This window comes from Martinezella lusitana (genome assembly GCF_014207095.1).
In the GTDB taxonomy this organism is placed as follows: Bacteria; Pseudomonadota; Alphaproteobacteria; order Rhizobiales; family Rhizobiaceae; genus Rhizobium; species Rhizobium lusitanum_B.
Genome location: NZ_JACHBG010000024.1, coordinates 72550 through 84657, shown reverse-complemented (window position 1 = coordinate 84657; position 12108 = coordinate 72550). Strand labels below are relative to the sequence as shown.

Sequence of the window (12108 nt, the reverse complement as noted above, 5' to 3'; positions counted from 1 at the left end):
GTAGGCTACTGATGACGGAACATCAGGTTTGTCCCGGAATATAAATCCCGTACAAACAATTACTTAGGCGACTTTCACGTCGCACTCACCTTGAATTTCCCGAAGCCGGGAATGAACGTCTCGGCGCCGGAGGTGGCAGCGGCCGTGATCGCCGCAAATACAGCTTCGACGATCGCCTTTCCCTGCACCTTCGTCAGGCCGTGGTCTGACGCGATCTTGTCAGCGATTTCATTTGTCGTGGTCATCGATTTCTCCTCGTTTCAAGAAGGAAATCATTTCCACCGGAGCCGCAGCCTGTCACGCAAACACCTATCTGGAGGCCAGACAATCGACGGTTCTCCACAGAAAGTGCGGAATCACGACTCCTTATTCGGTTGCGATGGACCGAACCGCTTTGGCAACGACCTCCAGAGCGTGCACGTCGAGTTCAATGACCCCATCAGACTTCTCGCCGATCGTTTTCGGCTTTGCGCCGCTGTTGTCCCAGATCCAGGCCTTGTCGGCTTGTTCCAGAAACCAGGGAAATTGCTCAAGGGACCGTTGGTACCGCTGGCGGACTTTTTCGTCGGGTACCGGATGTCCGCCTTTGGCTACGCGCAACTTGATCCGCTCGATCGAGCGCTCGGGGCTATCGACGACGACATATAAGAACCAGACCGCGAATCCGAGCGCCTTCGCCGCTACCACGAGACGTCGATACTTCTCTGTCGACAGGACTGTTTCGACGCCGATTGTTTTGTGGACGTTGATCGACGCTTCAAGCCAAGACTCGATCCGTTGAACCGCGGTTAGGTTGGCTTCCAGCGGCGGTCTGGACTCGACTTTGCTGATTCTGGCAGCCAGTAGATCCGGATTTACGATCCAGACTGAGCGACCTTCCATTTCAAGGTCGGCATTCTCGTACACGCTGCTTTTCCCAGAGCCATTTGGCCCGGCGATGATCAGGAAGACTGGCTGCTCAATCTTCGATGGGAGCACGATCAAGGACGCCAGTTACAGCCTTGTTCTCGCGACGCGCCTTGGCGACATTCTTGCTGAACACGTAGCTCAGATCTTTTCCGAGCGTCTTGCTCTGCGCGTCGATCGTCCGAACAGTCAGAAACTGCCCGGTACCTGCGTCACGCACGCGTTTCTGCGTGACCGCGGTATCGCGTACGCCGACTTTGGCACTTCCAAATTTTTTGACGACGACTTTGGCCATGTCTGCTCCAACCTTTCCGCAAATATAGCAATCATTTTCCCACCCGAAAAGAGCCTGTTGGCTTTTGACTGGAGGGTGTGCGAGCCTTGCTATGAGAGCGAACGGCTTCACGTTGAAGGCGAAGCAGCCGAATCGCATTGCGAAATCTACCAGGCGTGGGCCGCCACTGTCATGTCCCTTTGTCTGGTTATTCGTGGCTCCAGGGGCGCCTCGATGGGGCACGTCTGACGCGGACCGGCTGCGCCTCGCTCGCTACCCGCAACGGCGCTTCGAAATTTTCATCACCAACCGGGACTGAGCCGGAAACGCCCCACCGTGAGGCGGGGCCGACTGGCCAGATAGGCAAGCCGACGACAGACATCGAGCCTGCCGCCGGCTTTTTCGGTGCGATACGGAACCGGAATATGTTCGGCGTCAAGATCCCGTTCTTCGTCGAGATCGAGATGTCCTTCGAGACCGACTGGAACAGGCGCCGATGAGGCCCGCTTCGGCGGGCCATTCTCATGTTGGCACGGAGGTGCGTGGACGATAGCCGCGCTTTCGTTTCTGCCGCAGCAGGTCGAGAAACAGTTCGACTGCTTCCTCTTCCCGCCCGAAATGGTGGACCATCATCTGACCCTTCGTGCCGATGCGGCCCCATTTCCGGAGCAGGCAGACATCCCCGAACAGGTTGGGCTCGATCGACATGGCGTAGTAGCGCGCCATGTTTCTGGCGGCGTCAGAGCGTTCGACATAAAGATGGTACGGTTGCGCGATCATGAGACAAGAATCGCCTATGCCGGGAATCGCGTCCAACGAGACTTATGAATCGGTCGGCAAGGATCGATTCATATCGCTGATGACCTGCGACCGGACACGATGGCCTTGCTCGAATTTGCCTGATGACGGTCCGTGCGGATGGCGACCATCGATAAGGAACTTAAACCAATTCCGCGGGATTTCCTTTCGAGGCTGGGCTTGGCACAATGAGCGTCTTCGACTGCCGCCGACATCAGATGATAGAGGTTTAATTTCAGGGAGCTTCGCTTTTTTTAGGCGTGCGCTGGCGCAGGTTTCTCACTTCGCCGGGATTTCACCTCCGAGAAGATCATAAATTTCGAAAATAGCATGAGGATGTCACATGAAAGGCTATCTTCCCTATGTCATCGGCGCATTGTTGGGCGCCATCGTCGCGGTCGCTGTGTCCATTCTCTTCGGCCTTGATGGGATGTTCCAGCTTGCGGTCTTGGCGCTGCTGCCGGTTCTGGGTGCTGCGCTGGTCGAGCGCTTTTACTATCGCGGGTCACGAGCGCGCTAACGTGACTATCAACAGATGGATATCGGGCCTCGGTCGTGCAAAGCCGACGGTTCTTGGGCGAGACGCCTGCGGCGCACGGCTCTATTCGCGATGCTCACGGTGCCCGAAAACGGTCTCCGCCCATCCAGGTGCGATCCTCTCGCAGCCCCTCACCCGCACCATCCATGTCTTGCGCCGTCCCAGCGCCGGGCAAGACCTTCATCGATGAGGCGGTCGCCGAGCGAGCGCCCTTCCCGTGTAACGGTCCGGAGTTTTCGGCCATACTTGTCCTCGTCCCGCAAGCCTACTGACAACGAGAACTTGCCGGCGTTCAGAAGCGCCAGCAGGCGCGCTTTCGCTGCCTCGCCCTTGATCCGTTCCGCCTCGCAGCGCGGTGGGCTGAGCTCCGGCGTGTCGATGTCAGCGATGCGGATTTTTTCTCCCCCAAACCAGAAAGTGTCGCCATCGACGACGCAGTTCATTCGCACGCTCTCGCCGCACAACGAAAACGTGGCCTGCGACGTATCCGTTGTCGGCGCCTTGGCCAAAGCTAAGATGCCAGAAAGATCGCCGGCGCCGGCAAACGCAAACCATCCGCCTGCTCCAATGATGATGGCTGAGATGACCGCCATCAGCGACTTGCGCGGGCCGTTCTGTCCAGTTCGGAATTTTCGCTGCGGCCGATATCGATCGCTCCCGCGGCCGGATTTGCGCCGCGGTCTCAACGGCACCACATTCGATTTCGCCACGTGCCTGTCCTCTGCTGTTCGCATCAATCTACGTCGAGCCCGGTTTCTTCTGTCTTTACGAACAAGCCGGCCTCAGATGGAGTTTAGGAGCGGGCGCAGTCGGTCCCGCCTCCCCGGTGTGGGCCACTATGTTGAGGCTCCTGCGGCTGCGCTTTTTCCCGCTCCTTGCACGACGAGAATTCCAGAAATCCCGCCCTTCGGCGGACGCCCACGCTGATTTCTCCGATACTCTTCATTGTTCTCGATCGGCCTTGCTCGCTGCGCTGCGCGCCGGCCGATCGGGCGAATTCTCTGCGGGGTTCGCTGCTTTCGAAAACGCTCTCGCGCCCACGCACCCCTTCATATCGTCACGCCGAAACCAGATCGCGCGTCCGCATCTGAGCGGCGCGTTTCCGGCGGTGAAGACGATCTGCTCGTCGGCCCGCATGCGCAGCACCTCGTGCGGCTGGATCAGCGGCCTGGCGGCGAGTTGCTTCGACCGCGTGCGCGACGATCCTTTCGATTGGACACTGCGGCTGACCTGATCGATCTCGACGGTCGTCATGCCGCAGCGGCGTGAGATGTAGTCGGCAGTCTCGGGATCGTTGATCGCGGCGAATGAAATCCAGCTTGCGCTCTCGAACCATTTGCTCGCCGCATCGCGGCCGCCATAGGTCTCGCGCATCTGGCCGATCGACTGGTAGATCATGGTCAGCGTGATTCCATACTTACGGCCGGCGTCGCGCGCGGTCTCCAGGATGCGCATGTAGCCGAGGCGCGCCACCTCATCGAGAAGGAACAGTGCCCTTCCCTGCATCTCTCCGTTGCGGTTGTAGATCGCGTTCAGAAACGCGCCGATGATGACGCGCGCCAGGCCCGCATGCGTCTCCAGCGTCTTGAGATCGATGTTGATGAAGACATCCGTCTTTCCGTCCGCCAGATCGCTCGTCGAAAAGGAAGTTCCCGAGACCAGCGCGGCGTAGTTCGGATAGGACAGCCAGTGCGTTTCCTTGACCGCGTTGGCATATACGCCCGAGAAGGTTTCCGGCGTCATGTTGACGAAGGCTGCGACATTCTCCTTGACGAAATCCGAATTCGAATCGTCGTAGATTTCATGCAGCCGCTGGCGCAGTTGGGGCTCTGGCTCGGACAGGTTCTTGCGTACTTGCCGGAGTGTCTGGTCGTTTTCCGTCGTGTGGCCTGAGAGGCAAACGTCGGCAATGAGAGCCGTCAGCAACTGCAAGGCCGAGGCGCGGAAGAAGTCGTCACGGACCCCACGCGCGCCACCGCTGTCGCTCATGATCCACGATGCGACGGAGGCGATATCCTCCTCTTTCGTTCCCCCGAACCGGCCGATCCAGTCGAGCGCGTTGAAGCCGATTTCCGAGTGTTTCGGATCGAGCACGAAGACGTCGCGGTTGGCGTCGCCACGGTGCTTCAACACCATTGGCGCAACCTCGTTCGAAGGATCGAGGACAACGAGCGCGCCACCCCACTTGAGCGCCGTCGGGATCGTGACCGATGTCGTCTTGAAGCCGCCGGATCCGGCGAACACGATGCCGTGCGACGAGCCGAACGAGCCGTCGAAGCAAAGCAGCGGCGACTTGCCGCCCGCTCCCCAGCTCGCGGCGCTGTCGGCGCGAAACGATGGTGCCGCGATGCTATCCCGGTCGACCCGGTAGCGCTCGCCGATGACGATGCCGCCGCTCTCGGCAAACAGCTTTTCGGCTTGCGATAGTTTCATCCAGTCGGCCTCGCCGTGCAGCGCCCGTTTCCCAACGATGCGCTTCGGTTCGGCCCTCGCGAATGTCGCGTTGCCGGCAATCGCCACACGCATGCCGAACAGCGCCGACATCAGCACGGCAGCAGCCCCGATCGCCGTCGCGGGATCGAGATAGTTGAAGACGGTTTTGCCGGCCGGGACTTGTTCGAGATACGCGGAGAGCCTCGATGCCTCGCGCAGGACCGCTAGGACGAGCGTCGCTGTCGCGCCCGTGACAACGCCCCATCCTGCCGTCCTGATCCGCGCGGAGCCTGCGCTCGCAAACAGAAAGATGATGCCGACGACGGACGCGGCGACATAGGGCAGAGCGATGCCGGCACGGCCGAGCATCTGCCGGGCGGCATCGCTCTTGCCGAAGTGGGATAGCCACAGTTCGGTCCCGGTCATGCCGATGGCCATCAGCATCATCAACGCGCATGGCGCTACGAACAGCAGGATCCTAGTCATCTCTCTCTCCGAACGCTTCAGCACCGAGTGCGGCGAGCCGTGAGCGCTCCTGTGCGTCTCCCTTCAGGCGCGCGGCGGCATCGATGAGGAGCCCGAGCAGCAGCGCGCGCTTCTCGTAGCGCAGCCCCGCCTTGATGATCAGGCCGCCGAGCTCGATCTTTTCGCGCGTGTCCTTCTTGCGGGCATCTGATGTCGTGGATCTTCGCATCCGCTCAAGCCTCGCCAGTCCTGCCCTCAGCCGTACCAGGCGGGTTCTGCGCGGCGGGCGCGCTGCCCTCGCCTGCGCCGCTTGCCCCCTTCCCTCCGGTCGAACGGACCTTGCCTCCGCGAAAGCGTTTCGCCAGATCCTCGAATGCTGCCTGCAGTTCACCCTCGTCGATCTCGATCTCACCGAGCCCGGCTTTAAGCGCGATCCGGCCGATGCGCTCGGCCTCCCGGGTCTCGGCGAGCTTCAATTGCTCCTGGAGCCTGGCGATTTCGTCGCGGATTTTCGAGGATGGTTTCTTCATGTCCGGATGTCTCCTTGGGTGCGAAAGCTTGTCTTTCGGACCCCATCTTCCGGATGTCGGTGCGGAACGCACTACTGTGAATCCTACAATCGCCAAGGGCGATGCTTTCGTGGATGATCCCGGCCGCTCGACAAGAGCGGCATCCGAAGGGCGCAATTATACGTCGCTGGCGCGACGTTCTTTTGAGAGCGCCTGGCGGAGCCGATCTCGCTGGCGAACATGTTGATTTTGCTCGGAATCGGGAGAGAATTCCGCCGTGGCCGTTCCTCATTTCTCCGTCAGCATCGTCGCCCGCGGCTCCGGCCGCAGCGCTGTGCTGTCGGCGGCCTATCGGCATTGCGCCAAGATGGAGTACGAGCGGGAGGCCCGCACGATCGACTACACCCGCAAGCAGGGCTTGCTGCACGAGGAGTTCGTCATCCCTGCCGATGCGCCGTCATGGCTGCGGACGATGATTGCCGACCGATCCGTCTCCGGCGCGTCGGAAGCGTTCTGGAACAGTGTCGAAATCTTCGAGAAACGCGTCGATGCCCAGCTTGCAAAGGATGTGACCGTTGCGCTGCCGATGGAGCTCTCAAGCGAGCAGAACATCGAACTGGTGCGGGATTTTATCGAGCGTCACATCACGTCGAAGGGCATGATCGCCGACTGGGTCTATCACGATGCACCCGGCAATCCGCATGTGCACCTGATGACGACGCTCCGGCCGCTGACCGAAGACGGGTTCGGCGCCAAGAAGGTTGCAGTGACCGGCCCTGGCGGCAAGCCAGTGCGCAACGATGCCGGCAAGATCGTCTACGAGCTCTGGGCCGGCAGCCTCGACGATTTCAATGCCTTTCGTGACGGCTGGTTCGCCTGTCAGAACCGGCACCTGGCGCGCGCCGGCCTCGATCTCCGCGTCGACGGCCATTCCTTCGAGAAGCAGGGGATCAATCTGACGCCAACCATCCACCTCGGTGTCGGCGCCAAGGCGATCGAGCGCAAGTCGGCGGAAGCCGAGCGGGCCCCTTCGCTGGAGCGGTTGGAGCTGCAGGAGGAGCGCCGGGCCGAAAACGCCCGCCGCATTCAGCGCCGTCCCGAGCTCGTGCTCGACCTGATCACGCGGGAGAAGAGCGTCTTCGACGAACGCGACGTTGCCAAGATCCTCCACCGCTACATAGACGACGCTGGCCTCTTCCAAAGTCTGATGGCAAGGATCCTGCAGAGCCCCGAAACGCTCCGGCTCGAACGCGAGCGGATCGAGTTTTCAGGCGGCCTACGCGTGCCGACGAAATACACGACGCGGGACCTCGTCCGGCTGGAAGCAGAGATGGCCAACCGGGCGATCTGGCTGGCTCAACGCTCTTCTCACGGCGTTGCGGACGCTGTGCGCGAAGCCACCTTCGCCCGCCACCTGCGCCTGGCGGACGAGCAGAAGACGGCGATCGCACATGTTACCGGCGGCGAGCGCATCGCTGCGGTGATCGGACGTGCAGGCGCCGGCAAGACGACGATGATGAAGGCGGCGCGCGAAGCCTGGGAAGCGGCCGGTTATCGCGTCGTCGGCGGGGCGCTTGCGGGCAAGGCCGCCGAGGGCCTGGAGAAGGAAGCCGGCATTCTCTCCCGCACGCTGTCATCATGGGAACTGCGCTGGAACCAAGGCCGCAATCAGCTGGACGACAAAACCGTATTCGTTCTCGACGAAGCGGGCATGGTGTCGTCGCGGCAGATGGCGCTGTTTGTCGAAGCGGCGACCAAGGCCGGCGCCAAACTCGTGCTTGTCGGAGATCCGGAACAGCTCCAGCCGATCGAAGCCGGCGCTGCCTTCCGCGCCATTGCCGACCGCATCGGCTATGGCGAACTCGAAAACATCTACCGCCAGCGTGAACAGTGGATGCGCGAGGCGTCGCTCGATCTGGCCCGCGGCAATATCGGCAGAGCCGTCGAAGCCTATCGCGCCCAGGGCCGCGTCAGCGGAGCCGATCTCAAGGCCGATGCCGTGCAGGCGCTGATTGCCGATTGGAACCGCGACTACGATCCGCAAAGGTCGAGCCTCATTCTTGCGCACTTGCGAAGAGACGTGCGCATGCTCAACGGCATGGCTCGCGCAAAGCTCGTCGAACGCGGTCTCGTCGCCGACGGTTTCGCCTTCCGGACCGAAGACGGGCACCGAAAATTCGCGGCCGGCGACCAGATCGTGTTCCTGAAGAACGAGGGCTCGCTCGGCGTCAAGAACGGTATGCTGGCGAAGGTCGTGGACGCGACGCCCGGGCGTATTGTCGCGGAAGTCGGAGACGGCGAACACCGCCGCCAGGTCACGGTCGAACAACGCTTCTACGCCAATCTCGATCACGGCTATGCCACCACGATCCATAAGAGCCAGGGTGCCACCGTCGATAGGGTGAAGGTGCTGGCTTCCCTCTCTCTCGACCGCCATCTCACTTACGTGGCCATGACCCGTCACCGAGAGGACTTCGGTCTCTACCACGGCCGCCGATCTTTCGCCAAGGCAGGCGGCCTGATCCCGATCCTGTCGCGCAGACAAGCCAAGGAAACGACGCTCGATTATGCGAGTGGCCGCTTCTACGCCCAAGCCCTTCGCTTCGCCGACGCCCGTGGCCTTCACCTCGTTAACGTCGCACGCACTGTCGTTCGCGACCGGATCGAATGGACCGTCCGGCAAAAGTCGAAGCTCGCCGCGCTTGGCGCTCGTCTGGCGGCAATCGCCCGCAGGCTTGGTCTGTCCGCCGGCGCGGCCAAGACCAGTCAATCGCACAGCATGCAGGAGGCAAAACCCATGGTATCGGGCATCACCACGTTCCCAAAATCGCTGGAACAGGTCGTCGAGGACCTGCTTGCAGCGGACGCCGGCTTGAAGAAGCAATGGGAGGAAGTCTCAGCGCGCTTCCATCTCGTCTACGCTCAGCCGGAAGACGCGTTCAAGGCTGTCAACGTCGATGCGATGCTGAGAAACGAAGCGGCGGCGAAATCGACGATCACCAAGATCGGTTCCGAGCCGGAGACCTTTGGTGCGCTGAAAGGCAAGACCGGGATCCTTGCCGGCCGCGCCGACAAGCAGGCCCATGAGAGGGCCGTCACCAATGCGCCGGCGCTTGCCCGAAACCTGGAACGCTATCTGCGGCAGCGCACGGAGGCGGAACACAAATATGACGCCGAGGAGCGCGCCGTCCGCATGAAGATCTCTCTCGACATCCCGGCGCTGTCGCCGGCGGCAAAGCAGACGCTCGAACGCGTCCGTGACGCCATCGATCGCAACGACCTTCCCGCAGGACTCGAAAACGCGCTCGCCGACAAAATGGTGAAAGCCGAACTCGAAGGTTTTGCGAGAGCCGTATCGGAACGTTTCGGGGAACGCACCTTCCTACCGCTCGCCGCCAAAGACATGACAGGTCAGACCTTCCAGTCGGTGACCTCGAGCATGTCTGCCGGGCAGAAGGCGGAAGTGCAATCGGCCTGGAGCACGATGCGAACGGTGCAGCAACTTTCCGCGCATGAGCGCACGACCGAGGCGTTGAAGCAGGCCGAGACGCTGCGGCAAACGAAGAGCCAGGGGCTCTCGCTCAAATGACGCGTCCGGGTCGAACACGCGAGCGAGCCATGGCGCAGCGAAAACAAGCTGCCGTCACTTCATCGGTTTCTGCTGCCGCCATCGCAGTGATCGGACTGGCCGGTCTATTAGGCAGCTATCGCATCAATCTTACGCCGAGCGAGCCACTTGGCCTCTGGCAGATTGTCCCGCTCGACCGTTCGCCTGGTGTGGACGACCTGGTGTTCATCTGCCCACCGGACACAGCCGCCATGCACGAAGCGAGGGCGCGCGGCTATCTCCGCTCCGGACTTTGCCCCGGTCATCTCGCGCCGCTCATCAAGTCGGTGGTCGCGGTCGCCGGCCAGCGCGTCGAGATCGCCAACGAGGTGACGGTCGATGGGCGCCTGGTTCGTGCTTCCACTGTCGCCGAAAAAGACGGAGAAGGTCGGCCGCTGACACGGTTTTCGGGCGGCGTGGTACCGGGCGGTGAGGTCTTCCTGCATTCGGCCTTCGCCGGCTCGTTCGACTCCCGTTATTTCGGGCCTGTGCCGACATCCGGCATTCTCGGTCTGGCGCGTGAGGTGCTGACCTATGCGCCATGACTGGGTTTGGCCAACGCTGCTTATCATCGCCTCGGTCGGCGTCGGATCGGTGGCATGGAGCGGCCACGTGCTGTTGTTGCCGGTGGCGCTCGGCTTTCCCGTCCTCTGGTCGCTGTCGAGAACGAAAAAGACGGCAACCTTGGTTTCCGCAGCATATTTCCTGTCGGCGTCGCGCGGCCTGCCGCAAGGCGTGGCCACCTTCTATGCTGCGGATATCTGGCCGGGCCTGCTGCTGTGGCTGGCTGCCTCGGCCAGCTTTGTCGCGGCGCATGCGCTCCTGTGGACGAAGGAGGTTGGCCTTCGTCCGGGCCGCTACGTCCTGGCGGCCGTACTGATGGTGGTTCCCCCTTTCGGCATTACCGGCTGGGCGCATCCCATCACGGCCGCAGGCGTGTTGTTTCCGGGATGGGGATGGTGGGGACTGGCCGTCACGACAGCCGGCTTGGCGGGCCTCGTTTCCCGCCTCTGCCCAACTGTCGCCATGGGCCTTATAGGCTTCTGGCTTTGGTCCGCCGCTTCGTGGACGGACCCGAAGCTACCGGAAGCCTGGCGGGGCGTCGATCTCGAATTGGGTGCGTCGGTCGGGCGGGACACCAGCATGGCCCGCCACCGTGATCTAATTGCAACGGTGCTTGAACGAGGGACCGACGGTGTTCGAACCGTCATCCTTCCTGAAAGTACGTTGGGCTTCTGGACGCCGACGGTCGAACGGCTTTGGATCCGCGCGCTATCAGGGCATGACACGACCGTTCTCGCGGGCGCGGCAGTCGTTAACGCGGCCGGATACGACAATGTGGTGGTTGCAATCTCCGCAGATAGCAGTCGGATCCTCTACCGGGAACGGATGCCGGTTCCGGGCTCGATGTGGCAGCCCTGGCAGCCGCTCTTCGGCGGCAACGCCGGAGCGCAAGCGCACATCTTTGCAAATCCTGTCGTCGCGCTCGGCTCCGGGCGGGTGGCGGTGCTGATCTGCTACGAGCAACTGCTCGTCTGGCCGGTCTTGCAATCGATGCTCGGCAGTCCGGACGTGATCGTTGCGGTCGGCAACGGCTGGTGGACCAAAGGCACGTCCATTGTCGCCATCCAGCGCGCCAGCACCGCCGCCTGGGCAAAGCTGTTTTCCAGGCCAGTCGTTTTTTCTTTCAACACCTGATGCCGAGGAGGTCCCATGCTCGACGCCGCCCTTATCAAAGACTGCGCCGACCCTTCACTGAAACCCGCGATCGTCGAGCAGTTCGTCGCGGCGGCGGGCTCTGCCGATCCCCTTGCGGTGACCGTGCGCTCGGGAGGGCGGTTGATCCTGGTGCCCAAGGCCAGATCACCCGACGAGGCGATGGACATCGTGCGCCAATATGCCGGCAACGCTGTCGTTCGTGTCGGTCTGACGCAGTTTCCAGCCGGTGTGGGCGTCAAGGACCTGGCCGATCTCAAAACGGATTTGGTCGATGCTTGCCAGAACCTGCGCAAGGGAACGGCGATGTTCGCCAAGGTCCTGCGCATTGTTGCCAAATGGTACGGCGATCCGAAGAGCGATGACGTCTTCCGCCAGATTTTCGAGGATGCGCTCTATGCGTGGAAAGCCGGCGAGTTCGAGGGCGTCGGTGTGTTTCAAGCGCAGGATCCAGGAGCCTCCATCGAATTGCCTCGGCAAAGCGAAGCGCGGTCCGTCGATGAACCGCCAGCCACCGCGACCACTCCCGAGATGCGGACGAAGGTGAATGAGGTTATTGGCCAAGCCGGAATTCGGATCGATCTTTCGAGGATCGGAGGCAAATAAGCACTCGAGTTTCTTACGTCGGAAACGGCGCGACGGATGGAACATCCCCGGCATGCATAATCATCCTCGTCGAAAAGTTGAAGGGCAATTCCAAAGTGCCAACGCCACAGGCGAAAAAGGGTACCGCGGAACGTTCGCCGGATGGCATGACCTTTTATGGCCGCATAGCAATTCCTCCAGAGCCTGTCGGACATTCGGGGTTGAGGACGCGCTGAGCATTGCGTCCTTGTTTGCCTTGTTTTCGGTTCCCAGCCCT

The 12108-nt window shown here is 61.7% G+C and carries 13 protein-coding genes and 1 pseudogene; 6 read left to right on the top strand and 8 right to left on the bottom strand.

All coding sequences use genetic code 11. From position 1 onward, the window contains the following. Nucleotides 1–77: 77 nt before the first annotated feature. From GGD46_RS28760 to GGD46_RS28750, 3 genes and pseudogenes are all read right to left on the bottom strand, one after another. Nucleotides 78–245: pseudogene (locus GGD46_RS28760) on the bottom strand (HU family DNA-binding protein); the annotation flags it as partial. 121 nt (nt 246–366) lie between these two features. Beyond that, nucleotides 367–978, bottom strand: a complete 612-nt coding sequence (locus tag GGD46_RS28755) for a zeta toxin family protein (protein WP_028755140.1) — start codon at nt 976–978, stop codon at nt 367–369. Next, complete coding sequence (locus tag GGD46_RS28750) at nt 959–1201, bottom strand: hypothetical protein (RefSeq protein ID WP_004119810.1); 243 nt, start codon at nt 1199–1201, stop codon at nt 959–961. The genes GGD46_RS28755 and GGD46_RS28750 overlap by 20 nt, the downstream gene beginning before the upstream one ends. A 179-nt stretch (nt 1202–1380) precedes the next feature. Here GGD46_RS28750 and GGD46_RS33655 point away from each other — a divergent pair, with 179 nt between their 5' ends. Continuing rightward, nucleotides 1381–1680 (top strand): hypothetical protein, encoded by a 300-nt coding sequence (locus tag GGD46_RS33655; protein ID WP_004119811.1) that lies wholly within the window; start codon nt 1381–1383, stop codon nt 1678–1680. Nucleotides 1681–1702: 22 nt separating this feature from the next. Here GGD46_RS33655 and GGD46_RS28745 read toward each other — a convergent pair whose 3' ends face one another. After that, a complete protein-coding gene (locus GGD46_RS28745) occupies nt 1703–1960 on the bottom strand; it encodes a WGR domain-containing protein (RefSeq protein WP_004119812.1) in 258 nt (85 codons plus the stop codon). Between the two features lie 361 nt (nt 1961–2321). On the opposite strand from GGD46_RS28745, the gene GGD46_RS28740 reads away from it, so the two are divergent. Continuing rightward, nucleotides 2322–2498 (top strand): hypothetical protein, encoded by a 177-nt coding sequence (locus GGD46_RS28740; RefSeq protein ID WP_015342042.1) that lies wholly within the window; start codon nt 2322–2324, stop codon nt 2496–2498. 149 nt (nt 2499–2647) lie between these two features. On the opposite strand, the gene GGD46_RS28735 is transcribed toward GGD46_RS28740, so the two are convergent. The 4 genes from GGD46_RS28735 to traC form a co-directional block, all read right to left on the bottom strand. Next, nucleotides 2648–3226: a thermonuclease family protein gene (locus GGD46_RS28735; protein WP_004119813.1), complete on the bottom strand. Its 579-nt coding sequence runs from the start codon at nt 3224–3226 to the stop codon at nt 2648–2650. A 232-nt stretch (nt 3227–3458) separates the two neighbouring features. Next, nucleotides 3459–5435: a Ti-type conjugative transfer system protein TraG gene (gene traG / locus GGD46_RS28730; RefSeq protein ID WP_004119814.1), complete on the bottom strand. Its 1977-nt coding sequence runs from the start codon at nt 5433–5435 to the stop codon at nt 3459–3461. Further along, nucleotides 5428–5643 (bottom strand): type IV conjugative transfer system coupling protein TraD, encoded by a 216-nt coding sequence (traD, locus tag GGD46_RS28725; RefSeq protein ID WP_004119826.1) that lies wholly within the window; start codon nt 5641–5643, stop codon nt 5428–5430. The genes traG and traD overlap by 8 nt, the downstream gene beginning before the upstream one ends. A 4-nt stretch (nt 5644–5647) precedes the next feature. Beyond that, a complete protein-coding gene (traC, locus tag GGD46_RS28720) occupies nt 5648–5944 on the bottom strand; it encodes a conjugal transfer protein TraC (protein ID WP_004119828.1) in 297 nt (98 codons plus the stop codon). A gap of 256 nt (nt 5945–6200) precedes the next feature. Between traC and traA the strand changes: the two genes are divergently transcribed. Genes traA through GGD46_RS28700 form a run of 4 tightly spaced genes read left to right on the top strand, consistent with a single transcriptional unit; the run spans nt 6201 to nt 11852 of the window. Further along, nucleotides 6201–9512 carry a Ti-type conjugative transfer relaxase TraA gene (gene traA / locus GGD46_RS28715; protein WP_004119830.1) on the top strand — a complete coding sequence of 1104 codons (3312 nt, stop codon included), beginning with the start codon at nt 6201–6203 and terminating at the stop codon, nt 9510–9512. After that, complete coding sequence (gene traF / locus GGD46_RS28710; protein ID WP_004119831.1) at nt 9509–10075, top strand: conjugative transfer signal peptidase TraF; 567 nt, start codon at nt 9509–9511, stop codon at nt 10073–10075. Before traA ends, traF begins: the two co-directional genes overlap by 4 nt. Next, on the top strand, nt 10065–11228 hold the full coding sequence (locus GGD46_RS28705; RefSeq protein WP_004119833.1) for a conjugal transfer protein TraB: 1164 nt from the start codon (nt 10065–10067) through the stop codon (nt 11226–11228). Before traF ends, GGD46_RS28705 begins: the two co-directional genes overlap by 11 nt. A 15-nt stretch (nt 11229–11243) precedes the next feature. Continuing rightward, nucleotides 11244–11852, top strand: coding sequence for a TraH family protein (locus GGD46_RS28700; protein WP_004119835.1), 609 nt, complete (start codon nt 11244–11246; stop codon nt 11850–11852). The last annotated feature ends 256 nt before the right edge of the window (nt 11853–12108 follow it).

Excerpts from the sequence above, each read along its gene's own strand:
- traD (WP_004119826.1), bottom strand. The coding sequence starts at position 5,643 with ATGCGAAGATCCACGACATCAGATGCCCGCAAGAAGGACACGCGCGAA.
- GGD46_RS28750 (WP_004119810.1), bottom strand. The coding sequence starts at position 1,201 with ATGGCCAAAGTCGTCGTCAAAAAATTTGGAAGTGCCAAAGTCGGCGTA.
- GGD46_RS28705 (WP_004119833.1), top strand. The coding sequence starts at position 10,065 with ATGCGCCATGACTGGGTTTGGCCAACGCTGCTTATCATCGCCTCGGTC.
- traF (WP_004119831.1), top strand. The coding sequence starts at position 9,509 with ATGACGCGTCCGGGTCGAACACGCGAGCGAGCCATGGCGCAGCGAAAA.
- traC (WP_004119828.1), bottom strand. The coding sequence starts at position 5,944 with ATGAAGAAACCATCCTCGAAAATCCGCGACGAAATCGCCAGGCTCCAG.
- GGD46_RS28740 (WP_015342042.1), top strand. The coding sequence starts at position 2,322 with ATGAAAGGCTATCTTCCCTATGTCATCGGCGCATTGTTGGGCGCCATC.
- GGD46_RS28745 (WP_004119812.1), bottom strand. The coding sequence starts at position 1,960 with ATGATCGCGCAACCGTACCATCTTTATGTCGAACGCTCTGACGCCGCC.
- GGD46_RS28700 (WP_004119835.1), top strand. The coding sequence starts at position 11,244 with ATGCTCGACGCCGCCCTTATCAAAGACTGCGCCGACCCTTCACTGAAA.
- traG (WP_004119814.1), bottom strand. The coding sequence starts at position 5,435 with ATGACTAGGATCCTGCTGTTCGTAGCGCCATGCGCGTTGATGATGCTG.